Below are 23736 nucleotides of genomic sequence, written 5' to 3'. Positions count from 1 at the left end.
CCGCCTGAAGGTGCATGTCTGACAATGAAAAGGGAAGGGGAAACCTTCCCTTTTTTATTGCAGGAAAATATCCCCAATTGAGAAGGCGTTTGCCAGCGCATGCAGCACAATCGGGACAATCAAACCGCCCGTGCCGAGCCTGACCACACACAACACCGCAGAAAAAATAAAGAGCTGAATAAAGGTAATGGGCGCGTGATACTGCATATGGATGACGGAGAACAGCAATGAGGTCAGCACAATCCCCGCTTGCTGCGGCACTTTCCCCCATCCCAGGCTGGCATTGAGTAAAAAGCCACGAAAGATAATCTCTTCACTCACGGGTGCTACCAGGCACGCCGTTAAAATCCACGCCCAGCGGGTCAACCCGGTGTAATCGCGCAGCGAATCAAGCCAGGGTTCAGGCTGCTGAAACAGTTTCTCCATCACCAGCATCACCACCAGCGCCAGTAGCGGCACCGTTACGTTGCGCAGCGCCAGTGTGCCAAAGGGTAACAGCCCGTCAAAATGGCGCGCGTAATAGCGCCAGAGTAACAACGAGCAAGGCAATAACAGCGCGGTGCCGAGAAACGGCGCGGCAAGACCATTTCGATAAAGCGTCATAAAACCGGGAATGAAAAAGGCTAAATAAAAGAGGCTGTAATAGATAACAAACGCCGCGATGCAAATTGCCGTGTGCGAGATTCTGTCCAGATGTCGTGGCATAAAAAAACGTCCGTGCCGATAAATACGCGAAGCCGACCATTATAAAGGAGCGCGCTGGCATTTCTGTTCTGCGGTTAATAATCAGGATTTATCGATAAAAAATGGGCTTTAGGCAGAATTTTCTCTATAACGTTGCCGTTTGGTCTGCGTTTCGGCATGCGGGGTTGGGCATGACGCGACAACTCAAATGGCGAAAACCCTCTGTTTTTATGCCTTACTCTGCCCATTGGACAGGCTTGACTCTGGCAATATGTCATCAAACCTGTAACCCGTGGATGTGTTGGCCGTGGCCTCTGAAGACAACGACGACAAAACAGAAGCCCCCACAGCGCACCGACTAGAGAAAGCGCGCGAAGAAGGGCAAGTCCCCCGATCCAAAGAACTGACATCGCTACTGATCATGTTGGTCGGTATCGGCATTCTGTGGTTTGGCGGTGAAGCGTTTGGTCGCAGGTTATCGATGGCGCTCTCATCCGGGCTGCGTTTTGACCACAAGATTATCAGTGACCAGAACCTGATCCTCGGGCAGATCATCGTGATGTTAAAAAACGTGCTGATCGGCATGTTGCCGCTGCTGACGGGCGTGGTGATCATCGCGCTTATCGCGCCGGTGATGCTAGGCGGACTGGTGTTCAGCACCAAATCGCTGGAGTTTAAATTTTCCAAACTCAACCCGCTCAGCGGGTTGGGGCGTTTGTTTTCCGCGCAAGTGGGTGCGGAGCTGGTTAAAGCATTGATGAAAGCGCTGCTAATGGGCAGCGTCGCGGGCTTTTTTTTATGGCATCACTGGCCGGATATGATGCGCCTGATGAGCGAATCGCCGCTGACCGCAATGGCGAGTGCCCTTAATCTTGCCGGGCTGTGCGCCATGCTGGTGGCGCTGAGCATTATCCCGATGGTGGGTTTTGACGTTTTCTGGCAGATCTACAGCCATCTGAAAAAACTGCGTATGTCCCGCCAGGACATCCGTGACGAATTTAAACAGAGCGAAGGCGACCCGCACATTAAAGGCCGCATCCGCCAGATGCAGCGTGCAGCGGCGCGCCGTCGCATGATGGCCGATGTGCCAAAAGCGGATGTGATTGTGACCAACCCGACGCACTACTCCGTCGCACTGCAATATGACGAGAATAAGATGAGTGCGCCGAAAGTGGTGGCAAAAGGCGCGGGAATGATTGCGCTGCGGATTCGTGAACTGGGGACGGAGAACCGTGTGCCGATCCTCGAAGCGCCGCCGCTGGCGCGTGCGCTCTATCGCCATTCTGAAATTGGTCAGCAAATCCCGGGCCAGCTGTATGCGGCCGTTGCCGAAGTGCTGGCGTGGGTATGGCAGTTGAAACGCTGGCGTCTGTCCGGCGGGCAACGACCTGTTAAACCTGAGAATCTCCCGGTGCCTGAGGCGCTGGACTTTTTGAACGAGAAGGACACTGATGGCTAATCTGGTAGCAATGCTGCGTCTACCCAGCAATCTGAAATCGACCCAATGGCAAGTTCTCGCCGGGCCGGTGCTCATTTTGCTTATTTTGTCGATGATGGTGCTGCCGCTACCGGCGTTTGTCCTCGACCTGTTGTTTACCTTTAACATCGCACTTTCCATCATGGTGCTGTTGGTGGCGATGTTCACCCAGCGCACGCTGGAATTCGCCGCATTTCCGACCATCCTGCTGTTTACCACCTTGCTGCGCCTGGCGCTAAACGTGGCCTCCACGCGTATTATCCTGATGGAAGGGCATACGGGATCGGCGGCGGCAGGGCGAGTCGTTGAAGCCTTCGGTCACTTCCTTGTTGGCGGTAACTTCGCCATCGGTATCGTGGTGTTCGTCATCCTCGTTATCATCAACTTTATGGTTATCACCAAAGGTGCGGGACGTATCGCCGAAGTGGGCGCGCGTTTCGTACTCGATGGGATGCCCGGTAAACAGATGGCGATTGACGCCGATCTCAACGCCGGGATCATCGGTGAAGACGAAGCGAAACGCCGCCGTTCTGAAGTGACGCAAGAAGCTGACTTCTACGGTTCGATGGACGGTGCGAGTAAGTTTGTTCGCGGCGACGCCATCGCCGGTATTCTGATCATGGTCATCAACGTCATCGGCGGCTTGCTGGTGGGCGTACTGCAACATGGCCTGTCGATGGGCGATGCGGCATCAAGTTACACCCTGCTGACCATCGGTGACGGTCTGGTTGCGCAGATCCCGGCGCTGGTTATCTCTACCGCGGCGGGTGTTATCGTCACCCGCGTCAGCACCGATCAGGATGTTGGTCAGCAGATGGTTGGCCAGTTGTTCAGCAACCCGCGCGTGATGATGCTCAGCGCCGGCGTCCTCGGCCTGCTGGGGCTGGTGCCGGGGATGCCTAACTTTGTGTTCCTGCTGTTTACCGCAGCGCTGCTGGGTCTTGCCTGGTGGTTGCGTGGTAAAGATCAGGCCGCGCCTGCTGAAGCCGCGCCGATGAAGCTGCCGGAAAATACCCAGGCGGTAGAAGCCACCTGGAACGATGTGCAGCTGGAAGATTCCCTCGGTATGGAAGTGGGTTATCGCCTGATCCCGATGGTGGACTTCCAGCAGGATGGCGAGCTGTTAGGCCGTATCCGCAGTATTCGTAAGAAATTTGCGCAGGATATGGGCTTCCTGCCGCCTGTTGTCCACATCCGCGACAATATGGATCTGCCGCCGGCGCGTTACCGCATCCTGATGAAAGGGGTTGAAATTGGCAGCGGCGAGGCTTACCCAGGGCGCTGGCTGGCGATTAACCCAGGCACGGCGGCGGGTACGCTGCCGGGCGAGCAAACCGTGGACCCGGCTTTTGGCCTGGCCGCTATCTGGATTGAGAGCGCGTTGAAAGAACAAGCGCAGATCCAGGGCTACACCGTTGTGGAAGCCAGTACCGTGGTGGCAACCCATCTTAACCACCTGATTGGTCAATTCTCGGCGGAGCTGTTTGGTCGCCAGGAAGCGCAGCAACTGCTTGACCGGGTGAGCCAGGAGATGCCGAAGCTGACCGAAGATCTGGTGCCGGGCGTGGTCACGCTGACTACGCTGCACAAAGTGTTGCAAAACTTGTTGGCCGAAAAAGTGCCAATCCGCGATATGCGCACCATTCTGGAAACGCTGGCCGAGCATGCGCCGCTGCAAACCGATCCGCACGAACTCACGGCGGTGGTGCGCGTCGCGTTGGGCCGCGCCATTACACAGCAGTGGTTCCCGGGTAATGATGAAGTGCAGGTGATTGGTCTTGATACGCCACTTGAGCGTTTGCTGTTGCAGGCATTGCAGGGCGGTGGCGGTCTGGAACCGGGTCTTGCCGATCGCTTACTGGAACAAACACAGGAAGCGTTGACGCGCCAGGAGATGTTAGGTGCGCCGCCGGTGTTGCTGGTTAACCACGCGCTGCGTCCGTTGCTGGCGCGCTTCCTGCGCCGCAGTTTGCCGCAACTGGTGGTGCTGTCGAATATGGAAATGTCGGATAACCGCAGTATCCGTATGACTGCGACCATCGGAGGCAAATAATGCGTTTGCTGGCGTGGTTGGTGGCTCTGCCGTTGTTTGCTCACGCGGCCGGAAACGGCATTGGCGAAGGCATGTGGCAGGCCAGCAGTATCGGTATCCGGCTGGACAACCGTGGCGTGGTCTCTTCTTCGCGACCGCTGGGCCCGTCGCAGCCGGTAAATGGGCTGATGACGGATGTCTCCTGGCGCTATGAATTAAATGGCCCGACGCCTGCCGGATTATTGGTTCGTCTCTGTTCTCAGGCGCGCTGTGTCGAGCTGGATGGGCAAAGTGGCACCACGCGCGGCTTTACCGATGTCCCGGCACTCGAATCGCTGCGTTTTGTCTGGGAAGTGCCCGGGGGTGGACGTTTATGGCCGCCGCTGGACGTCCGTAGTAACAAAGTGCTGGTTAATTACCGCCAGCCAGCCCGGCAAAACTAACCGCTTCGCTTCAATCAGTTAGCTCGTTTTTCGCCCGAAAATCCCGCCGTAATGGCGGGATTTTGCTATCCGCCCCGCATTTTTGACCGCTCCTTTTGATGCAAAAGAAACGCTGTTTTATAAATCAGTGAAGCGCGTATCGACACTCTTTGCATTTTTGCCAGCCGCGTAATTTTGATGGCAGAAACAGAAAGGTTTCCCGTTGCACATCCTCTTACTTTAGCCGTGTAAGAAATTCCTTTGGCTAAGCCGGATCGTCAAAGGTCCCCCAAAATGAACAGGGTTGACGGCAATGAAAACACGAAAAATTGGATTGGCTAATTATCTCGCCTATGGCTCGGGCGATTTTCTGGGTGCGGGCACAACCGCGTTAACCGCAGCATGGTTACTCTATTTCTATACGACCTTTTGCGGCCTGACGCCTATTGAAGCGACTTTTATTTTCGCGACAGCAAGGGTGCTGGATGCGGTGGTCAGCCCGCTGATGGGCTTTTTAACCGATAACTTCGGTTCGACCTGGCTTGGTAAACGCTTCGGTCGGCGTAAGTTCTTTATTATGCTGGGAATTCCTTGTGTGTTCAGCTACTCGATAATGTGGGTAGGGGACATGAGTTTCTGGTATTACCTGCTGACGTATCTGCTGTTTGATGTGGTCTACACCATGATTCTGGTGCCGTACGAAACGTTGGTACCAGAAATGACTGACGACTTTAAACAGAAAACCAAATTTTCCGGCGCGCGTATCTCCATGGCGCAGATGTCGGCGATACTGGCCTCGTTTCTGCCGGGCGTTCTGCTGTCACACTTTGGTAAAGACAACCCGGTCTCCTTTTTCTACGCAAGCCTGGTGTTCTCGGTGCTCTGTGCGCTGATGCTGACGTTTGTCTGGTGCTTTACCTGGGAGCGTCCACGCGAAGAGTGGACCGAAGCGGCGCTGCGTGCGGAAGAAGAGAAAAAGAGCCTCACGCTTGGGCAAAGTTTGCGTCGCCTGTTTGTTGAACTCAGCTCCACGCTGCGGATCAAGATTTTCCGCCAGCATCTGGGGATGTACCTCGGCGGCTATATCGCGCAGGACGTGTTTAACGCGGTGTTCACCTATTACGTGGTGTTTGTGCTGATGCAGGAAGCGTCGCTGGCCTCCAACTTGCTGGGCACGATGGCAATTTTCCAGTTCATCGCGGTGATTGCGATGATCCCGCTGTGCATCCGCTTCGGACCTGCGCCGTCATATCGCATGGTGGTGGTGCTGTTCGGTCTGAGCGCAGCCTCGTATGCCGTGCTCCACTACGCCGGTTTGAGCGATGTTTATTCGCTGCTGTTACTGGTTTCCGCCGTTGCCGGTCTGGGACGCGGTGGTATCAACTACGTACCGTGGAACACCTATACCTACATCGCGGATATTGATGAAGTGGTCACTGGTCAGCGCCGCGAAGGGATCTTCGCCGGGATCATGACGCTGACTCGTAAAGCCTCACAGGCCGGTGCGGTGATGCTGGTAGGGATCGTGATGCAGGCTTCTGGTTTTGTCTCCGGGCAGAAAACGCAGGTGCCAGAAGTGAGCCACACCATTTTGATGATCATGTGCTTTGGCACCATTGCGGTGCTGTGCTGCGGCTTCCTCGTCTCCTTACGCTTCAAACTGAACCTGAAAACCCACAGCGTGCTGCGTGAAGAAACCGCCAAAATGCGCCAGAGCGGCCGCGCGATGCCAGAAAGCATCACTCCGCAGGCGCGTGAAACCGTCGAAATGCTGGCGGGCATGCCTTATGAATCCCTGTGGGGAAACAACAATATCGGCTATCTGAATCGCAATAAACCTGCCGCGCCATCGCTGAAAGACGCGTCACTGAAATCGACTTACAATTGAGGTTAAGAATATGAAGGTTTGGCCTGTCAAACACAGCCCGTTACTGCGTCAGCCAGAGCGTTTTATCGCCCGTGATGAACTGAAAGCGTTGATCCGCAAGGTGACGCATAACCTGGTCAATATTCACGACAACACCGGCGAGTTCTTACTCCGTCTCGACGATGGGCGCGTGATTGATACCAAAGGCTGGGCTGGCTGGGAGTGGACGCACGGCGTAGGTCTGTACGGGATGTATCAGTATTACCGCCAGACCGGCGAAGAGGGCGTGCGCGAGGTGATTGATAACTGGTTCGCCGACCGTTTTGCAGAAGGCGCAACCACTAAAAACGTCAATACCATGGCACCGTTCCTGACGCTGGCGTATCGCTATGAAGAGACCGGCAATCCGTGCTATTTGCCATGGCTGGAAAGCTGGGCTGAATGGGCGATGAATGAGATGCCGCGCACCGACTGCGGCGGGATGCAGCACATTACGCTGGCGGAGGAGAATCACCAGCAGATGTGGGACGACACGCTGATGATGACCGTGCTGCCGCTGGCGAAAATCGGCAAATTGCTCAACCGACCAGACTATGTGGAAGAGGCGGTGTATCAGTTCCTGCTGCATGTGCAGAACCTGATGGACCGGGAAACCGGGCTGTGGTTCCACGGCTGGAGTTATGATGGTCACCACAACTTTGCCAACGCCCGCTGGGCGCGCGGTAATAGCTGGCTGACCATTGTTATCCCGGATTTCCTTGAGCTTGTCGATCTGCCTGAAAACAATGCGGTGCGCCGTTATCTGGTCCAGGTGTTGAATGCGCAAATCGCCGCGCTGGCGAAGTGTCAGCATGAAAGCGGGTTATGGCATACGCTGCTCGACGATGCAGATTCTTATCTGGAAGCGTCGGCAACCGCCGGGTTTGCTTATGGCATTCTGAAAGCGCTGCGTAAGCGTTATATCAGCGCCGATTACACGGACGTGGCAGAGAAAGCGGTGAAAGCGATTGTGGGCCATATCTCGCCGGAAGGGGAGTTGTTGCAGGTGTCGTTTGGTACCGGGATGGGCAATAATCTGGAGTTTTACCGCCAGATCCCGCTGACCTCCATGCCCTACGGCCAGGCGATGGCGATGCTCTGTTTGACGGAGTATCTGCGCAAATATTTCTGAGAGGCGCAAAAAGAAAAACCCCGGCTTACCGGGGTTTTTTATGGCTAAAAACGGAGGCGATTACATACGCTCAACGGTTTCAATACCCAGCGTATCCAGACCGAGTTTCAGCGTTTTTGCCGTAAGCAGTGCCAGCTTCAGTCGGCTTAAGCGGGTTTCATCGCTTTCGGCGCTAAGGATCGGGCAGTGCTCGTAGAAGCCGGAGAACAGACCCGCCAGATCGTACAGATAGGCGCACATCACATGCGGCGTACCTTCACGTGCAACGACGGTGAGCGTCTCTTCGAACTGCAACAGGCGCGCGGCCAGCTGGGATTCACGCTCTTCGCCAATCACCACCGGTGCGTTTTCCAGCACGCTCTCTTCAATACCCGCTTTGCGGAATACGGAGAGCACGCGGGTGTAAGCGTACTGCATGTACGGGGCGGTGTTGCCTTCAAAGGCCAGCATGTTGTCCCAGTCAAAAACGTAATCGGTGGTGCGGTTTTTCGATAGATCTGCATATTTCACCGCGCCGATACCGACCGCGTTGGCCAGTTTTTCCAGCTCGTCGGCAGACATAGCCGGGTTCTTTTCTGCCACCAGACGACGCGCGCGCTCCAGCGCTTCATCCAGCAGATCGGAAAGCTTCACTGTTCCGCCCGCGCGGGTTTTGAACGGCTTGCCATCTTTGCCAAGCATCATGCCGAACATGTGATGTTCCAGCGGCACGGAATCCGGCACATAACCGGCTTTGCGCACGATGGTCCAGGCCTGCATCAGGTGCTGATGCTGACGGGAGTCGATGTAGTAGAGCACGCGATCGGCATGCAGCGTTTCATAACGGTATTTCGCACAGGCGATGTCCGTTGTGGTGTACAGGTAGCCACCATCCTTTTTCTGGATGATGACGCCCATCGGTTCGCCTTCTTTGTTTTTGTACTCATCCAGGAACACCACGGTCGCGCCTTCGCTCTCGACCGCCAGACCTTTGGCTTTCAGATCGGCAACGATGCCCGGTAACATCGGGTTATACAGGCTTTCGCCCATTACATCTTTGCGGGTCAGCGTCACGTTAAGGCGTTCGTAGGTTTTCTGGTTCTGACTCATGGTGATATCGACCAGCTTGCGCCACATTTCACGGCAATATTCGTCGCCGCCTTGCAGCTTCACCACGTAAGCGCGTGCGCGTTCAGCAAACGCCGCGTCTTCGTCATAATGTTTTTTGGCTTCGCGGTAAAAACCTTCAAGATCGGCCAGCGCCATTTCACCGGCATTCTCTTGCTGCTGCAGCTCAAGGTAGGCAATCAACATACCGAACTGGGTGCCCCAGTCGCCGACGTGGTTGGCGCGAATTACGTTATGACCGAGGAACTCCAGCGTACGAACCGACGCATCGCCAATGATGGTTGAGCGCAGGTGGCCGACGTGCATCTCTTTCGCCACGTTCGGCGCGGAGTAGTCGATAACCACGGTTTGCGGCTGCGGTGTTGTTACGCCCAGACGATCGGATTTCAGCGCCGCATCTACCTGCGAGGCGAGAAATTCAGGCGCGAGGAAAATATTGATAAAGCCAGGACCGGCGATTTCAACTTTATTGGCAATCCCGTCGAGAGAAAGGTGAGACAGAACCTGCTCGGCCAGTTGTCGCGGCGCCATGCCCAGTTTTTTCGCCACTGCCATCACGCCGTTAGCCTGATAGTCGCCAAACTGAATTTTTGCTGACTGACGAACCTGCGCTTCACAATCGGCTGGCGCGCCTGCTGCAATCATGGCCTGACTGACTTTTTCTGAGAGAAGAGCCTGAATATTCACCGGGATACCTTACTTTTAGGACACCGCGTCGCTGAGGCGGCGTCCGGGTGTTTAATAAAGGCGGGAGTATACTGCAAATGCCCGGTGGCGTCAGCACTGCATAACACGGTAGATTATGCGCTTTGTTATGACTTGCGAGCACTGTTATGCGTACCTGGCAAACCATCGAAGAGTTGCAGGATATCGTGGAAGATTTGCCACGGTTTACCCAAGATTTGCAAAATTTAACTACCCGTCTGGGGCTGGATATCGCACCCTTAAATGCGGATCACATCTCGTTGCGCTGTCACCAGAACACCACGGCGGAGCGTTGGCGGCGTGGCCTTGAGCAATGCGGCGAACTGCTGTCGGAAAACATCATTAATGGTCGGCCGATTTGCCTGTTCAAACTGCGTGAACCGGTATGCGTCGCCCACTGGCAGTTTACGGTGATTGAGTTGCCGTGGCCGGGTGAAAAGCGCTATCCGCACGAAGGGTGGGAGCATGTTGAAATCGTGCTGCCGGGCGATATCGCCACGCTCAACGCGCGTGCGCTGGCGCTGCTGGCTGATGAAGGCTTAAGCCAGCCGGGGATCTCGGTGAAAACCAGTTCACCAAAAGGCGAGCGTGAACGGCTGCCCAATCCAACGCTGGCGGTGACGGATGGCAAAGTCACCGTGAAGTTTCATCCGTGGACGATTGAAGAGATTGTCGCGAGCGAGCAGTGAAGCGAGCGGAAAGCGAGCCATGCTGAAGAGAGGGAGATGAAATGACCTTACTGGAAATCTGTTGTTATGGCGTCGATGACGCGGTGCTCGCTGAGCAACATGGCGCCGATCGCATTGAATTTTGCGCCGCGCCGAAAGAGGGGGGGTTAACCCCTTCCTTTGGTGCGCTAAAAGCGATTCGTCAGACGGTGACCATTCCCGTACACCCGATCGTGCGCCCGCGCGGTGGGGATTTTTGCTACCGGGCCGATGAGTTTGCCACCATGTTGAGCGATATTGAGATGCTCCGTGAGTTGGGTTTCCCCGGGCTGGTCACCGGTGTGCTGACGGAAGAGGGGGATGTGGATATTGTGCGTATGCAGGAAATTATGCAGGCTGCGCAAGGGATGGCGGTAACTTTTCATCGCGCGTTCGATATGTGCGCCAACCCACTCCAGGTAGTTGATAATTTAGCGGAATTAGGCATCGCACGTATTCTCACATCCGGTCAGCAGCCGTCGGCAGCAAAAGGACTTTCATTAATCACGGAACTAAATGCCCGGTCTGGTGTTCCAATCATTATGGCCGGCGCAGGCGTGCGTCCGGATAACCTTGAAACCTTTCTCCATGCAGGTATCAAAGAGGTGCATAGCTCGGCAGGCCGCTGGACAGCGTCGCCGATGCGCTATCGCAATCCAGGATTATCGATGTCGTCAGATGCCAGTGCGGATGAATATGCCCGCTACGGTGTGGATGGCGATGCGGTGGCAGTGATGAAAGAGATGATTTTGCACCATCGCCCGTAACAGTTTTTACCGCGCATCATGTCGCCCAATATGATGCTTGCTTGTACCAGGCCCCTGCCATTAACAGGGGCCTTTTTTTATCTTACGGTTTGCGGGCAATCAACACTGCGCGAACCGGAGCCGGGTAGCCTTCAACGGTTTTGCTGCTATCCGCCGGGTTCAGAAAATCGGCCAGTGATTCTGTGACCATCCATGGCGTGCGACGTTGCTCTTCGGTGCTGGTAACGCTGGTATCCACAATGCGTACATCGACAAAACCGCACTTCTCCAGCCAGTTTTTCAGCGCCAGCGCAGAAGGGATAAAGTAGACGTTACGCATTTGCGCGTAGCGGTCACCGGGCACCAGCACGGTATTTTCATCGCCTTTAACCACTAGTGTTTCCAGTACCAGCTCGCCGTCTTTCACCAGCTGATCTTTCAACTGCCAAAGATGTTCAAGCGGTGAACGGCGGTGGTAGAGCACGCCCATGGAAAACACGGTATCGAAAGCGTTCAGCGCCGGAAGTTGCTCAATGCCAAGCGGCAAGAGATGTGCGCGACGATCGTCGCCCAACAGCTTACGCACGGCTTCAAACTGGCATAAGAACAACTGCGTTGGATCGATACCAACGGCAAGCTGCGCACCCGCGCCGACCATGCGCCACAGGTGGTAACCGCTGCCGCAGCCGACATCCAGAATGGTGCGGCCTTTCAGATCGGAAAGGTGCGGCAGGACGCGCTCCCATTTCCAGTCGGAACGCCACTCGGTATCGATATCAATGCCATACAGAGAAAACGGCCCTTTGCGCCACGGCATCAGATTACGCAGCAGCGTTTCCATACCTTTGAGTTGACCAGCGCTGAGCGGTTCGGCGCTTTGCGCGCTGACGCTGTGCAGCAGATCCAGATTTGCAGGCGTGATGGTCGGCAGAAACTCCACCGCGTTGTTCCACTGCTTAAACTGCCCATGCAGTGCTTCACGCTGCCAGGCGGAGATTTGTGCGGGTAACGTTTCCAGCCAGTGCGCGAGTGTGCCGGTGGCGATTTGCTGATAAAAACGGCCAAACTCAATCATGCTTCAACCGCCTTCAGAGCCACCAGCGAACCAAAGTTAAAGCACTGAAACCACAGTTCGCTGTGCTCAAATCCGGCAGCTCGCAGGCGGGTTTTATGCGCTTCAACAGAATCCGTCAGCATAACGTTTTCCAGCATGCTGCGTTTCTGGCTGATCTCCAGTTCGCTGTAGCCATTAGCACGTTTAAAGTCGTGGTGCATATTGAACAGCAGTTCGCCGACGGTATGGTCTTCAAAACTGAATTTTTCCGATAACACTAACGCGCCGCCAGGGTTCAGCCCCTGGTAAACTTTCTGCAGCAGTTTCAGGCGGTCGTCCGGCTCCAGAAATTGCAAGGTGAAGTTGAGCACCACCATCGAGGCGTTTTCAATGTGAATATCACGAATATCGCCTTCAATCACTTCAACGGGCGTTGGCGCTTTATAGGCATCGATATGACGACGGCAGCGTTCCACCATGGCAGGCGAGTTGTCGACGGCGATAATTTTGCAATCAGCGTGGTGAATGTTGCGACGCACCGAGAGCGTTGCCGCGCCCAGTGAGCAGCCGAGATCGTAGACTTGCGTGGCAGGCTGGACAAAGCGCTCCGCCAGCATGCCGATCATCGAGATAATATTGGAGTAACCCGGTACGGAACGCTGGATCATGTCCGGGAAGACTTCGGCTACCCGTTCGTCAAAAGTCCAGTCGCCCAGGCTGGCGATAGGCGCAGAAAAAAGCGTGTCGCGGTGAGACATAGTGTAAATATCCGGGAAAACAAAGGGGCGTATTGTGCGCTAATGCAGGGAGAAAACCAACTCCCAGGGCATGTACCACAGATTTGCCAGCACCATCAGCAGCAGGGAGCAAAAGGTTGCACCCATACCGGAACGACGCCAGCGGATCAGGCGATGGTGAAAGCCGTAATAATGCATCAGGCGACCGGCGATCAGCAGCAGCCCGCAAACGTGCACTAACCACGTTTGTGCACCGTCCATCTCCATAAAAAGCAGCAAAATAAGGGCGACGGGAATGTACTCGACCGCATTACCGTGAATGCGTATCGCACTTTGCAGCTCGCTAAACCCGCCGTCGCCGTAGCTAACACGGTATTGCGTGCGCAGGCGAATAACGTCAAAAGAAAATTTTATGAGTAACAATGCACCCAGCACGGCGTAAAGCGCGCTAACCATACTAACTCCCTTTAAGGCTCTGGTGACCGCTTTACAATGATAGGTGGTTCGTTCAGAAAAGAGAAGATTGCAGCGGAATAGAAGGGGCGTCGCCTACGCTCGGGACAGCGGCCTGTAAACCCTGCCACAGGGTTTCCACCAGTTCTGGTGCCTGGGCGATATCCGGCGTGTGCAAAAACAAATACGGCGTGGTGGTCTGTTCCCACAACGGGAGTTTTTGCAACCATACGGCAAACAGCTGGCGATTTTGTTCCATATTGTCGCTACCGATAAAACGCACCATCGGATGGCTGGCGGTAATCAGCGCATGCACCGGTACTTTCGGTTTTTTGCGCTGCGCTTCGATGATCGCTTCATTGTGGGGTATGGCGCTATGCACCGGTCGGCTATCAAGGATCACCCGGTTCACGGCGCGCGCATGTAAGCCCTGATTGAGCGCTTTTTCCTCTTCGCCTTTAGCGAAAAATGTTGGGTGGCGCACTTCAACGCCATAGGTGAAACCTGCAGGCAGCGCGTCCAGAAATGCCCACAACGCGGGGAGATCGCGCGGGCTAAAGGTCGCCGGAAGCTGTAACCAGTACTGGCCTATCCGGTTGGCGAGCGGCGACATCCGTTCAAAAAACTCGTCTGTCAGATCGCGGCAGTTACGCAGCGCCGCCTGGTGCGAAATGGTGGCGGGAAATTTAAAGCAGAAGCGAAAATCATCGGTGGTTTGTTCGCGCCAGCGCGCCACGATCTCGGCTTTTGGCAGCGCATAAAGCGTGGTGTTGCCTTCGACGCAATTAAAGTGACGGGCGTACTCTTCGAGGCTGGTAATGCCAAGGCGCACCCACCTGGGGTGCGACCATTGCGGCAGGCCGACATACATCATAATGCGCTGAGGATCTCGTCCGTGCTGCGAACACGGCTAATGCGCGGGAAGATATACTTCAGGCTGCCCTGATGTTGCTCGTTGCTGCCAGCGCTGCAAGCGTCTTCTGCAATCACCAGCGAAAAACCCAATTCCCAGGCGTTGCGCGCGGTGGATTCCACGCCGATATTGGTGGAAATGCCGCACAGCACAATGGTGTCGATGCCACGGCGGCGCAGTTGCAGCTCAAGATCGGTGCCGTAAAAGGCGCCCCACTGGCGTTTGGTCACTTCAATATCGCTCTCTTTTTTACCCAGAGCCTGCGGGTAAACCCACCAGTTGTCTGGCAGGGTATGACCGCCTGTTGCAGCGTCAACCGGCTGTTTCAGCGCTTCGGCGAAACCCTCTGACCAGCCAACGCGCACGAATACAACCGGCGAACCGTTGGCGCGAAATTTCTCCGCGAGCGTTGCGGCGCGTTGAACCACGTCCTGCGCTGTGTGCGGGCCACCGGCGAAAGGCAAAATACCTTCCTGTAAATCGATCACCACCAGTGCGGTTTTCTCAGCATTGAGTTCCAGCATAATAACTCCTGAAAAATGAATGACGTCGGCGGATACCTTACGCGTTATGTCGACGCGGACGGTTTACAAATTTTGTTAAATTTTGTGAGAATGCGCAATAAGCGCGCAGCAAACGCGCGTACAGTCGGTCGCGGGCTTATCGTCAGTCAGAATTTCCAGTATAATAGCCCCCTTTTTTCATCCAGTTGTGACATACGAAAATAGCTGCCACCAGAGTGCCTGCCCCGCAGGCGGCGGGTCGCGCGCAGCTAATTAAGGGATATCTCATGCGTACAGTATATTGCGGGCAGCTCAATCAGTCCCATGTGGGACAGCAAGTAACGCTTTGTGGGTGGGTCAATCGTCGTCGTGACCTCGGTAGCCTTATCTTTATTGATATGCGCGATCGTGAAGGCATCGTGCAGGTGTTTTTCGACCCGGACCGTCAGGATGCGTTCCAGCTCGCCTCTGAACTGCGTAATGAGTTCTGCATTCAGATTACCGGTACCGTGCGTGCGCGCGACGGCAAAAACGTCAACAAAGATATGGCAACCGGTGAAGTGGAAGTGTTTGCCACCGAGCTGAACATTATCAACCGTTCCGACGTGCTGCCGCTGGACTCCAACCACGTTAATACCGAAGAAGCGCGTCTGAAATACCGCTACCTCGATCTGCGCCGCCCGGAAATGGCCCAGCGCCTGAAAACCCGCGCGAAGATCACAAGCTTCGTGCGTCGCTTTATGGATGACCACGGTTTCCTCGATATTGAAACCCCGATGCTGACCAAAGCAACGCCGGAAGGCGCGCGTGACTACCTCGTGCCTTCGCGCGTGCATAAAGGCAAATTCTACGCGCTGCCGCAATCCCCGCAGCTGTTCAAACAGCTGCTGATGATGTCCGGCTTCGACCGTTACTATCAGATAGTCAAATGTTTCCGTGACGAAGACCTGCGTGCTGACCGTCAGCCGGAATTCACCCAGATCGATGTGGAAACGTCCTTTATGACCGCGCCGCAGGTGCGAGAAGTAATGGAAGCGCTGGTACGCGAACTGTGGCAGGAAATTCGTGGTGTGGATCTGGGCGACTTCCCGATTATGACCTTCGCCGAAGCCGAGCGCCGTTACGGTTCTGATAAACCTGATTTGCGTAACCCGATGGAGCTGGTAGATGTTGCCGACTTGCTGAAAGCGGTCGAGTTTAAAGTCTTCTCCGGCCCGGCAAACGACCCGAAAGGCCGTGTTGCTGCGCTGCGTGTGCCAGGTGGCGCACAACTTAGCCGTAAACAGATTGACGACTACGGCAAGTTTATCGAAATCTACGGGGCGAAAGGCCTTGCTTATATTAAGGTTAACGAAGCGGCAAAAGGACTGGAGGGGATCACCAGCCCGGTCGCGAAATTCCTGAACGCTGAAATCGTTAGCGCGATCCTTGAGCGCACTGGCGCGCAGGATGGCGACATGATTTTCTTCGGAGCGGACCATAAAAAAGTGGTTGCCGATGCGCTGGGCGCGCTGCGTCTGAAACTGGGTAAAGACCTGAATCTGACCGACGAAGCCAAATGGGCACCGCTGTGGGTGATCGACTTCCCGATGTTTGAAGATGACGGCGAAGGCGGTCTGACCGCGATGCACCACCCGTTCACCTCGCCGAAAGATATGACCGCGGCTGAGCTGAAAGCGGCACCGGAAGACGCTGTGGCTAACGCTTACGATATGGTTATCAACGGTTATGAAGTGGGCGGCGGTTCGGTGCGTATCCATAGCGGCGAAATGCAGCAGACAGTGTTCGGCATTCTGGGCATCAATGAACAGGAACAGCGTGAGAAGTTCGGTTTCCTGCTGGATGCGCTGAAGTACGGTACGCCGCCGCATGCGGGCCTGGCATTTGGCCTGGATCGTCTGACCATGCTGCTGACCGGCACCGATAACATCCGTGACGTGATAGCGTTCCCGAAAACCACGGCGGCGGCCTGTCTGCTGACCGAAGCGCCAAGTTTCGCCAACCCGGCATCGCTGGCTGAGCTGGGTATTTCCGTCGTCAAAAAAGAGACGCCGGAGAATAAATAAGATGGCCTTTAAGCACCCTGTTTCTGTGCTGGTGGTAATTTACGCCGAGGACACGAAACGGGTGCTGATGTTGCAGCGACGCGACGATCCTGATTTCTGGCAGTCGGTTACCGGCAGTCTCGAAGCGGGAGAGGTAGCGTCGCAAGCCGCCATGCGTGAAGTAAAGGAAGAGGTCGACATCGATATTGCTTGCGAGCAACTGACCTTAGTCGACTGTCAGCGCACGGTGGAGTTTGAAATATTTAGTCATTTACGTCATCGCTATGCGCCGGGCGTTACGCACAATACCGAATCCTGGTTTTGTCTTGCGCTGCCCCATGAACGCCAGATTGTTTTTAGTGAACATCTGGCGTACCGCTGGCTTGATGCCCCGGCAGCGGCGGCATTAACCAAGTCGTGGAGCAACCGGCAGGCGATTGAAGAATTTGTTATTAACGCCGACTAATTTCCCCTGGAATTTCAATTCTCAGGAAGATGGCAACTCCCGGCGTCGCCAGATGCTTACTGTGGTAAGCGACGGGTGCGAACGGGAGCAGCCAGCGCGCCAGAGGGTTGAAAGCCGCCGGGAAAAGGCTTTATTGGAGAGTTTTTTATGGCAGGTCATAGTAAATGGGCCAACACCAAACACCGCAAAGCGGCACAGGATGCTAAACGCGGTAAGATCTTTACCAAAATCATCCGTGAACTGGTAACGGCTGCTCGCCTCGGCGGCGGCGATATCGGTTCTAACCCGCGCCTGCGTGCGGCGGTTGATAAAGCGCTGTCTAACAACATGACCCGCGACACCTTAAACCGCGCTATCGCGCGTGGTGTAGGTGGTGATGATGACGCGAACATGGAAACCATCATTTATGAAGGTTATGGTCCTGGCGGCACGGCGGTGATGGTGGAGTGTCTAAGTGACAACCGCAACCGTACCGTGGCGGAAGTGCGTCATGCTTTCAGCAAATGCGGTGGTAACCTCGGTACTGATGGTTCTGTTGCCTATCTGTTCAGCAAAAAAGGGGTTATCTCCTTCGACGCTGGCGACGAAGACACCATTATGGAAGCGGCGCTGGAAGCCGGTGCTGAAGACGTGGTGACATTTGATGATGGCGCAATTGACGTTTATACCGCATGGGAAGAGATGGGCGCGGTACGTGACGCACTGGAAGCTGCGGGCCTGAAAGCGGACAACGCTGAAGTCTCCATGATCCCGTCGACCAAAGCCGACATGGACGCGGAAACCGCGCCGAAACTGCTGCGTCTGATCGATATGCTGGAAGATTGCGACGACGTGCAGGAGGTTTACCACAACGGTGAGATCTCTGATGAGGTTGCGGCGACACTCTAATGTCGCTGATTAACTCGCCTGTAACCGGAGACGCATAATGGCGATCATTCTCGGTATCGATCCGGGTTCGCGCGTCACCGGTTACGGCGTGATCCGCCAGACGGGACGACAACTGACCTATCTCGGCAGCGGTTGTATCCGTACCAAAGTGGATGATTTACCGTCGCGTCTGAAGCTGATTTATGCAGGCGTGACGGAGATCATTACCCAGTTCCAGCCGGATTTCTTCGCTATCGAACAAGTGTTTATGGCGAAAAACGCCGATTCGGCACTAAAGCTTGGGCAGGCGCGCGGTGTGGCGATTGTCGCCGCCGTGAATCAGGATTTGCCAGTGTTTGAATATGCTGCACGGCAGGTAAAACAGACGGTGGTGGGGATTGGCAGCGCGGAAAAAAGCCAGGTGCAACATATGGTGCGCACGCTGCTGAAACTGCCCGCTAACCCGCAGGCGGATGCGGCGGATGCGCTGGCTATCGCTATCACGCATTGTCATGTCAGCCAGAATGCGTTGCAGGTGAGCAGCACAAGGCTCAATCTGGCTCGCGGACGATTACGCTAAAAAGCGCCGGTTTACCGGCGCTTTTTTTATAATAGCGAACTTATTTTGCGCGCGTCCTCTTCGGTTGATGGGTTATAGACCACCATTGTCAGGTCCGGTTGCCCTTCCACCGAAAAACTCGAGTACTCCAGCGACAACCGACCAACAGCGCCATGCAGCAGGATTTTGGTGCCTTCTTCCATTACCTCTATATCATTATTTTGCCAGAGCTCTGCAAACTCCGCAGAAGCTGCACTGAGTTCTTCAACCAGAGGACGAATCTCAATCGACGCACCCGCGCGGGTTGCGTCCGCGCGAAAAGCGGCCACCAGAAAGCGGGCGAGCGAGTGCCAGTCAGCCTGTGCGGCGCGCGCCTGGGGATTAAGAAAAATGCGCCGCAGAATGTTACGTTCATGCGCGGGCTGGCTGGGGTAATCGGATAACACCACCGTGGCGGCTTTGTTCCAGGCGAGCACATCCCAGGTCGCATTGCGGATCATTGCCGGGCTCAGATGCATACAGTCCAGCACTTTTTGCAGCCTTTCCGTCACGGTTCCTCTGGCCATGGAGTGCATGCCCGGAGCACGGCCTAATGCCAGATGAAAAACGTGTTCGCGTTCGCGCTCAGAAAGACGCAACGCCTGGCAAATGCGCCCCAGCACTTCCGCCGAAGGCGTGCCTCCGCGACCTTGCTCAAGCCAGGTATACCAGGTGGCGCTAATACAGGCCAGATGCGCCACCTCTTCACGGCGCAGCCCCGGCGTACGTCGCCGCGCGGTATGAAAACCCAGCGCCACTGGGTCAAGCTGTGCCCGGCGCGATTTCAGGTAACTGCCCAGATCTTTAGGCTGAGTAACGCTTTGCATCCTGTTAGTCCTTATACCCCGATAACGTCACTACTTTTCACTACCTCGGATATTTATAAGGATAACGGCGCGAGTCAATATCAGGAGACACACACATGCATGTTTTCTAACGGGCGCGACCGGTTGGGTCGGCGCAAAAGTGGCGGCAGAATTGATTGCTGCCGGGCACCAGGTGAGCGGGCTGGCCAGAAATACGGATAAAGCACAGACATTGCTGGCCGCTGGAGGGCAGGTTGTTTCCGGAACGCTGGATGATCACACCCTCTTGTTTGACGCAGCGTCGCGTGCGGATGCGGTGATCCATACCGCTTTTAATCACGACTTTTCCCGTTTTGCGGAAAATTGCGAACAGGACAGGAGCGCTATTGAAGTGATGGGGGAGGCGCTGCTTGGTAGCGATCGTCCGTTGCTGGTGACTTCGGGGCTGGCAAGGTTGGTTCAGGGGCGGCCAGCAACTGAAAAGGACAAACCTGTCAGCGCGCCGGATTATCTGCGCCGTTCCGAACTGGCGGCACAGGCCCTGGTTGAAAAAGGTGTTCGGGCTGCCAGTGTGCGTCTGGCACCAACTGTTCATGGCGTGGGCGATCACGGTTTTATCCCGATTTTGATCGCGCTGGCGAAGAAAACCGGTGTCTCCGCCTGGCCGGGCGAGGGGAATAATCGCTGGGCTGCTGTGCATCGTCTTGATGCGGCGAAGCTCTACCGGCTAGCGCTGGAAAGTGGCGTAACGGAAACGGTATATCATGCGGTAGCCGAGGAAGGGATCGCGATGCGGGAGATTGCTATCGCCATTGGCAACATGCTGGGGCTGCCCGCTGAATCACGCAGTGCCGACCATTTTGGCTGGTTTGCCACCTTTGCCGCCGCGGATATGTCGGCGTCCAGCGAGCGAACCCGCGACGTTTTAAGCTGGCACCCTGAGCAACGCGACTTACTCACCGATCTTGCGGATGCAGGTTATTACGCGAATTCCTGAACCGCGCTCGCGTTTTCCTGTATATTCGGCTGGATATCTATCCAGCCTTTTTTTATCATACGGCATTACACTTTCAGCCGTTAACGCAGGAGCGTCACGTGATAGGCAGACTCAGAGGCATCATTGTAGAAAAACAACCCCCGTTGGTTCTGCTGGAAGTGGGGGGCGTGGGATATGAAGTCCATATGCCTATGACCTGCTTTTATGAGCTCCCGGACGCCGGAAAAGAGGCGGTTGTTTTTACACAGTTTGTGGTACGTGAAGACGCTCAGTTGTTATACGGCTTTAATAACAAGCAGGAACGGACGCTGTTTCGTGAGCTCATCAAAACCAATGGTGTTGGGCCAAAGCTGGCGCTGGCAATTTTGTCCGGCATGTCTGCGCAGCAGTTCGTTAACGCTGTTGAACGCGAAGATCCTGCGGCGCTGGTCAAATTGCCGGGAATCGGGAAGAAAACCGCCGAGCGTTTGATTGTCGAGATGAAAGATCGCTTTAAAGGTCTGCACGGCGATCTCTTCACCCCGGCTGCTGATTTGGTTCTGGCCTCTCCGGCGAGCCCGGCGACGGATGATGCGGAACAAGAAGCCGTTGCTGCGCTGGTGGCGTTAGGCTATAAACCTCAGGAAGCCAGCCGGATGATAAGTAAGATTGCGCGTCCGGACGCCAACAGTGAAACCCTGATCCGCGAAGCGCTGCGCGCGGCGTTGTGAGGTAGAGGATGATTGAAGCAGACCGTCTGGTCACGCCCGCCAGCACCAATATAGAGGAAGTCGCAGACCGCGCTATTCGTCCGAAAATGCTCGACGAGTATATCGGTCAGCCGCAGGTGCGTTCGCAAATGGAGATCTTTATCCAGGCGGCAAAGCTGCGCGGTGACGCGCTGGACCATCTGCTTATCTTCGGCCCGCCGGGCTTAGGTAAAACGACGCTGGCGAATATCGTGGCAAACGAGATGGGTGTCAATCTGCGCACAACCTCAGGGCCGGTGCTGGAAAAAGCGGGCGATCTTGCCGCGATGCTCACTAATCTCGAGCCGCATGATGTGTTGTTTATCGATGAAATACACCGTCTATCGCCGGTTGTCGAAGAGGTGCTCTATCCGGCGATGGAAGATTACCAGCTGGATATCATGATCGGTGAAGGGCCAGCGGCGCGCTCAATCAAAATCGATTTACCGCCGTTTACCTTGATTGGCGCGACAACGCGCGCGGGTTCGCTCACGTCGCCGCTGCGCGATCGTTTCGGCATTGTGCAGCGTCTGGAGTTCTATCAGGTCGCGGATTTACAGCACATTGTGGGGCGCAGCGCGCGCTATATGGGGCTGGAGATGAGCGAGGAGGGTGCGCTGGAAGTGGCGCGCCGCTCACGCGGTACGCCGCGTATTGCCAATCGTCTGCTGCGGCGTGTGCGCGATTTCGCCGAAGTGAAGCATGATGGCGACATTACCGCTGACATCGCGGCTCAGGCGCTCGACATGCTGAATGTCGATGCCGAAGGGTTCGACTATATGGATCGTAAACTGCTGTTGGCGGTTATCGATAAGTTCTTCGGCGGCCCGGTCGGGCTGGACAACCTGGCGGCAGCCATTGGTGAAGAGCGCGAAACGATTGAGGATGTGCTGGAGCCGTATCTTATCCAGCAGGGCTTTTTGCAACGTACGCCACGTGGCCGGATGGCAACAGTCAGAGCGTGGAATCACTTTGGTATAACGCCGCCGCAAATGCCATAACGTTAAAGGCCGGAGAGCATTTGCTTCCGGCCTTTCGCTTTAGCTGGCGGGTTTCTTCATCATGCTGAAGATAAACAGCAGTGCCGCGCACAACACCACAGATGGGCCCGCAGGCGTGTCATAAAAAGCCGAAAATGTCAGTCCGCCGGTGACGGCGATCATGCCGATACCGACTGCGATGCCCGCCATTTGCTCCGGCGTACGTGCGAAGCGTCGCGATGTCGCGGCCGGGATAATCAACAGTGAGGTGATGATCAGTGCGCCGACGAATTTCATGGCAACGCCTATCGTTAACGCAGTGACCAGCATCAGCAGCAGCTTCACACGCTGCAACTTCACGCCATCGACAAATGCCAGCTCGGGGCTGATTGTCATCGACAGCAGATTGCGCCATTGCCAGAACAAAATTCCCAGCACCACGACAACGCCCAGGGCGATCGCCACCAGATCGCCGGGTGTTACCGCCAGCAAGTCCCCGAACAGGTAGGCCATTAAATCGACACGGATATTTGACATCAGGCTGACAACAACCAGACCCAGCGACAGTGCGCTGTGCGCCATGATCCCCAGCAGGGTATCAATGGCCAGATGAGGTCGTTTTTCCAGCCATACCAGCCCGGCGGCCAGCAGCAGCGTAACGGCGATCACTGCATAAAATGGATTGACGTCCAGTAACAAACCGAAAGCGACACCCAACAGAGAAGCATGCGCGAGCGTATCGCCGAAATATGACATTCTGCGCCAGACAACAAATGAGCCCAACGGACCCGCCGCGCAGGCGAGCATAACCCCGGCAAGCCAGCCGGGCAGTAACAATTCAATCATGAGTGTCCATTACCCTGGCGCAGCACAATGCGGCCCTGTAAATCGTGGCGGTGGTTGTGATTGTGGCGATAAATCCCCAACTGTTCCGCGCCACGCTGGCCGAACATGGAGATAAATTCCGGGTGCATTGAAACCACTTCCGGCGTGCCAGAACAGCAAATATGGTGATTCAGGCAGAGCACTTCATCGGTCTTTGCCATAACCAGATGCAGATCGTGAGAAACCATCAATACAGCGCAGTCCAGCTCTTTACGCAACTGGTCAATCAGATTGTACAGCGCCACCTGGCCATTTACATCAACGCCCTGGGTTGGCTCATCAAGAACCAGCAATTGCGGGCGATTAAGCAGCGCTCGCGCCAGCAATACACGCTGGGTTTCGCCGCCAGACAGTTTTTGCATTGGCGCATCGACCAGGTGTGCGGCCTGCACACGTTTCAGTGCAGGAATAATATCGCCTTTGCTGGTGCCAGGACGCAGGCGCATAAAGCGGCCAACGGTGAGCGGCAAAGTAGCATCCAGGTGTAATTTCTGCGGCACATATCCGATGCGCAGCGTTTTGTCACGCTTGATCAACCCGGAGTCGGGTGCTACCAGCCCTAGCACAACACGTACCAGCGTTGATTTGCCCGCACCATTAGGGCCCAGCAGGGTTAAAATTTTACCGGCACGTAAATTCAGCGAAATATCAGACAGGACGCGCCGTTGGCCGAATGCGACGGTGATACTTTCGAGCGTTACAAGATTCGTCATAGCATTTATGGGGTTGCACAAGTTGTCGAATGTTATAATATCACATTCCACTTATTCATTACGATTAATAGTC

General features: G+C 55.4%; 24 protein-coding genes. 14 read left to right on the top strand and 10 right to left on the bottom strand.

The window, feature by feature from the left end; all coding sequences use genetic code 11:
- Nucleotides 1–54 precede the first annotated feature (54 nt).
- On the bottom strand, nt 55–705 hold the full coding sequence (locus ACFX4U_RS05270; RefSeq protein ID WP_305735710.1) for a CPBP family intramembrane glutamic endopeptidase: 651 nt from the start codon (nt 703–705) through the stop codon (nt 55–57).
- Nucleotides 706–991: 286 nt separating this feature from the next.
- Between ACFX4U_RS05270 and flhB the strand changes: the two genes are divergently transcribed.
- The 5 genes from flhB (at nt 992) to ACFX4U_RS05245 (ending at nt 7653) form a co-directional block, all read left to right on the top strand.
- Nucleotides 992–2143 (top strand): flagellar biosynthesis protein FlhB, encoded by a 1152-nt coding sequence (flhB, locus tag ACFX4U_RS05265; protein WP_175274196.1) that lies wholly within the window; start codon nt 992–994, stop codon nt 2141–2143.
- Entirely contained in the window at nt 2136–4214 is a 2079-nt protein-coding gene (flhA, locus tag ACFX4U_RS05260) for a flagellar biosynthesis protein FlhA (RefSeq protein WP_017458302.1), read from the top strand. Before flhB ends, flhA begins: the two co-directional genes overlap by 8 nt.
- The gene (locus tag ACFX4U_RS05255; RefSeq protein ID WP_380218612.1) at nt 4214–4636 is read left to right on the top strand and encodes a flagellar protein FlhE; all 423 of its coding nucleotides are present in this window, start codon (nt 4214–4216) and stop codon (nt 4634–4636) included. The genes flhA and ACFX4U_RS05255 overlap by 1 nt, the downstream gene beginning before the upstream one ends.
- 292 nt (nt 4637–4928) lie before the next feature.
- A complete protein-coding gene (locus ACFX4U_RS05250) occupies nt 4929–6503 on the top strand; it encodes an MFS transporter (RefSeq protein WP_305735711.1) in 1575 nt (524 codons plus the stop codon).
- 10 nt (nt 6504–6513) lie between these two features.
- The gene (locus ACFX4U_RS05245; protein WP_313507698.1) at nt 6514–7653 is read left to right on the top strand and encodes a glycoside hydrolase family 105 protein; all 1140 of its coding nucleotides are present in this window, start codon (nt 6514–6516) and stop codon (nt 7651–7653) included.
- A gap of 60 nt (nt 7654–7713) precedes the next feature.
- Here ACFX4U_RS05245 and argS read toward each other — a convergent pair whose 3' ends face one another.
- Complete coding sequence (gene argS, locus ACFX4U_RS05240; protein ID WP_313507697.1) at nt 7714–9447, bottom strand: arginine--tRNA ligase; 1734 nt, start codon at nt 9445–9447, stop codon at nt 7714–7716.
- Nucleotides 9448–9593: 146 nt separating this feature from the next.
- On the opposite strand from argS, the gene ACFX4U_RS05235 reads away from it, so the two are divergent.
- Nucleotides 9594–10154: a VOC family protein gene (locus ACFX4U_RS05235; RefSeq protein ID WP_313507696.1), complete on the top strand. Its 561-nt coding sequence runs from the start codon at nt 9594–9596 to the stop codon at nt 10152–10154.
- Nucleotides 10155–10195: 41 nt separating this feature from the next.
- The gene (gene cutC / locus ACFX4U_RS05230) at nt 10196–10939 is read left to right on the top strand and encodes a copper homeostasis protein CutC (RefSeq protein ID WP_313507695.1); all 744 of its coding nucleotides are present in this window, start codon (nt 10196–10198) and stop codon (nt 10937–10939) included.
- Nucleotides 10940–11021: 82 nt separating this feature from the next.
- Here the strand turns inward: cutC and cmoB are convergent, their stop codons facing one another.
- Genes cmoB through ACFX4U_RS05205 form a run of 5 tightly spaced genes read right to left on the bottom strand, consistent with a single transcriptional unit; the run spans nt 11022 to nt 14599 of the window.
- Complete coding sequence (cmoB, locus tag ACFX4U_RS05225) at nt 11022–11993, bottom strand: tRNA 5-methoxyuridine(34)/uridine 5-oxyacetic acid(34) synthase CmoB (protein WP_313507694.1); 972 nt, start codon at nt 11991–11993, stop codon at nt 11022–11024.
- Complete coding sequence (gene cmoA, locus ACFX4U_RS05220) at nt 11990–12730, bottom strand: carboxy-S-adenosyl-L-methionine synthase CmoA (protein ID WP_313507693.1); 741 nt, start codon at nt 12728–12730, stop codon at nt 11990–11992. The genes cmoB and cmoA overlap by 4 nt, the downstream gene beginning before the upstream one ends.
- A 39-nt stretch (nt 12731–12769) precedes the next feature.
- Nucleotides 12770–13165, bottom strand: a complete 396-nt coding sequence (locus ACFX4U_RS05215; RefSeq protein ID WP_017456923.1) for an MAPEG family protein — start codon at nt 13163–13165, stop codon at nt 12770–12772.
- Nucleotides 13166–13217: 52 nt separating this feature from the next.
- Nucleotides 13218–14036, bottom strand: a complete 819-nt coding sequence (locus ACFX4U_RS05210; protein ID WP_380218616.1) for a DUF72 domain-containing protein — start codon at nt 14034–14036, stop codon at nt 13218–13220.
- On the bottom strand, nt 14033–14599 hold the full coding sequence (locus ACFX4U_RS05205) for a hydrolase (protein WP_313507691.1): 567 nt from the start codon (nt 14597–14599) through the stop codon (nt 14033–14035). The genes ACFX4U_RS05210 and ACFX4U_RS05205 overlap by 4 nt, the downstream gene beginning before the upstream one ends.
- A 266-nt stretch (nt 14600–14865) precedes the next feature.
- On the opposite strand from ACFX4U_RS05205, the gene aspS reads away from it, so the two are divergent.
- The 4 genes from aspS to ruvC all read left to right on the top strand — a co-directional run bounded on the left by aspS (nt 14866) and on the right by ruvC (nt 18536).
- Nucleotides 14866–16644 carry an aspartate--tRNA ligase gene (gene aspS / locus ACFX4U_RS05200; protein ID WP_305735720.1) on the top strand — a complete coding sequence of 593 codons (1779 nt, stop codon included), beginning with the start codon at nt 14866–14868 and terminating at the stop codon, nt 16642–16644.
- A 1-nt stretch (nt 16645) separates the two neighbouring features.
- Nucleotides 16646–17089 (top strand): dihydroneopterin triphosphate diphosphatase, encoded by a 444-nt coding sequence (gene nudB / locus ACFX4U_RS05195; protein ID WP_020454127.1) that lies wholly within the window; start codon nt 16646–16648, stop codon nt 17087–17089.
- Nucleotides 17090–17236: 147 nt separating this feature from the next.
- A complete protein-coding gene (locus tag ACFX4U_RS05190) occupies nt 17237–17977 on the top strand; it encodes a YebC/PmpR family DNA-binding transcriptional regulator (protein WP_045511314.1) in 741 nt (246 codons plus the stop codon).
- Nucleotides 17978–18014: 37 nt separating this feature from the next.
- On the top strand, nt 18015–18536 hold the full coding sequence (ruvC, locus tag ACFX4U_RS05185; RefSeq protein ID WP_020454125.1) for a crossover junction endodeoxyribonuclease RuvC: 522 nt from the start codon (nt 18015–18017) through the stop codon (nt 18534–18536).
- A 26-nt stretch (nt 18537–18562) separates the two neighbouring features.
- Here ruvC and ACFX4U_RS05180 read toward each other — a convergent pair whose 3' ends face one another.
- Entirely contained in the window at nt 18563–19381 is an 819-nt protein-coding gene (locus tag ACFX4U_RS05180) for a helix-turn-helix transcriptional regulator (protein ID WP_313507690.1), read from the bottom strand.
- Between the two features lie 79 nt (nt 19382–19460).
- Between ACFX4U_RS05180 and ACFX4U_RS05175 the strand changes: the two genes are divergently transcribed.
- The 3 genes from ACFX4U_RS05175 to ruvB all read left to right on the top strand — a co-directional run bounded on the left by ACFX4U_RS05175 (nt 19461) and on the right by ruvB (nt 22086).
- A complete protein-coding gene (locus ACFX4U_RS05175; RefSeq protein ID WP_380218634.1) occupies nt 19461–20357 on the top strand; it encodes an SDR family oxidoreductase in 897 nt (298 codons plus the stop codon).
- A 98-nt stretch (nt 20358–20455) separates the two neighbouring features.
- Entirely contained in the window at nt 20456–21067 is a 612-nt protein-coding gene (ruvA, locus tag ACFX4U_RS05170; protein WP_313507688.1) for a Holliday junction branch migration protein RuvA, read from the top strand.
- An 8-nt stretch (nt 21068–21075) separates the two neighbouring features.
- On the top strand, nt 21076–22086 hold the full coding sequence (gene ruvB / locus ACFX4U_RS05165) for a Holliday junction branch migration DNA helicase RuvB (RefSeq protein WP_200550639.1): 1011 nt from the start codon (nt 21076–21078) through the stop codon (nt 22084–22086).
- A gap of 39 nt (nt 22087–22125) precedes the next feature.
- Here ruvB and znuB read toward each other — a convergent pair whose 3' ends face one another.
- Together znuB and znuC are read right to left on the bottom strand one after the other, a co-directional pair.
- On the bottom strand, nt 22126–22911 hold the full coding sequence (gene znuB / locus ACFX4U_RS05160) for a zinc ABC transporter permease subunit ZnuB (RefSeq protein WP_020454120.1): 786 nt from the start codon (nt 22909–22911) through the stop codon (nt 22126–22128).
- Nucleotides 22908–23663: a zinc ABC transporter ATP-binding protein ZnuC gene (znuC, locus tag ACFX4U_RS05155; protein ID WP_313507687.1), complete on the bottom strand. Its 756-nt coding sequence runs from the start codon at nt 23661–23663 to the stop codon at nt 22908–22910. Before znuC ends, znuB begins: the two co-directional genes overlap by 4 nt.
- Between the last annotated feature and the right edge of the window lie 73 nt (nt 23664–23736).

The organism is Kosakonia sp. YIM B13588, assembly GCF_042788165.1.
Classification (GTDB): Bacteria; Pseudomonadota; Gammaproteobacteria; order Enterobacterales; family Enterobacteriaceae; genus Kosakonia; species Kosakonia sacchari.
The sequence above is the reverse complement of the archived record's forward strand: the minus strand, read 5'-3'. Positions and strand labels throughout refer to the sequence as shown.

Coding starts and splice junctions, on each gene's coding strand:
- ACFX4U_RS05255 (WP_380218612.1), top strand. CDS start 4,214: ATGCGTTTGCTGGCGTGGTTGGTGGCTCTGCCGTTGTTTGCTCACGCG.
- aspS (WP_305735720.1), top strand. CDS start 14,866: ATGCGTACAGTATATTGCGGGCAGCTCAATCAGTCCCATGTGGGACAG.
- ruvC (WP_020454125.1), top strand. CDS start 18,015: ATGGCGATCATTCTCGGTATCGATCCGGGTTCGCGCGTCACCGGTTAC.
- cmoB (WP_313507694.1), bottom strand. CDS start 11,993: ATGATTGAGTTTGGCCGTTTTTATCAGCAAATCGCCACCGGCACACTC.
- nudB (WP_020454127.1), top strand. CDS start 16,646: ATGGCCTTTAAGCACCCTGTTTCTGTGCTGGTGGTAATTTACGCCGAG.
- ACFX4U_RS05210 (WP_380218616.1), bottom strand. CDS start 14,036: ATGATGTATGTCGGCCTGCCGCAATGGTCGCACCCCAGGTGGGTGCGC.
- cmoA (WP_313507693.1), bottom strand. CDS start 12,730: ATGTCTCACCGCGACACGCTTTTTTCTGCGCCTATCGCCAGCCTGGGC.
- ACFX4U_RS05235 (WP_313507696.1), top strand. CDS start 9,594: ATGCGTACCTGGCAAACCATCGAAGAGTTGCAGGATATCGTGGAAGAT.
- ACFX4U_RS05215 (WP_017456923.1), bottom strand. CDS start 13,165: ATGGTTAGCGCGCTTTACGCCGTGCTGGGTGCATTGTTACTCATAAAA.
- znuB (WP_020454120.1), bottom strand. CDS start 22,911: ATGATTGAATTGTTACTGCCCGGCTGGCTTGCCGGGGTTATGCTCGCC.
- ACFX4U_RS05180 (WP_313507690.1), bottom strand. CDS start 19,381: ATGCAAAGCGTTACTCAGCCTAAAGATCTGGGCAGTTACCTGAAATCG.
- ACFX4U_RS05270 (WP_305735710.1), bottom strand. CDS start 705: ATGCCACGACATCTGGACAGAATCTCGCACACGGCAATTTGCATCGCG.
- znuC (WP_313507687.1), bottom strand. CDS start 23,663: ATGACGAATCTTGTAACGCTCGAAAGTATCACCGTCGCATTCGGCCAA.
- flhA (WP_017458302.1), top strand. CDS start 2,136: ATGGCTAATCTGGTAGCAATGCTGCGTCTACCCAGCAATCTGAAATCG.
- ACFX4U_RS05205 (WP_313507691.1), bottom strand. CDS start 14,599: ATGCTGGAACTCAATGCTGAGAAAACCGCACTGGTGGTGATCGATTTA.
- cutC (WP_313507695.1), top strand. CDS start 10,196: ATGACCTTACTGGAAATCTGTTGTTATGGCGTCGATGACGCGGTGCTC.
- ACFX4U_RS05245 (WP_313507698.1), top strand. CDS start 6,514: ATGAAGGTTTGGCCTGTCAAACACAGCCCGTTACTGCGTCAGCCAGAG.
- ACFX4U_RS05250 (WP_305735711.1), top strand. CDS start 4,929: ATGAAAACACGAAAAATTGGATTGGCTAATTATCTCGCCTATGGCTCG.
- ACFX4U_RS05190 (WP_045511314.1), top strand. CDS start 17,237: ATGGCAGGTCATAGTAAATGGGCCAACACCAAACACCGCAAAGCGGCA.
- ruvB (WP_200550639.1), top strand. CDS start 21,076: ATGATTGAAGCAGACCGTCTGGTCACGCCCGCCAGCACCAATATAGAG.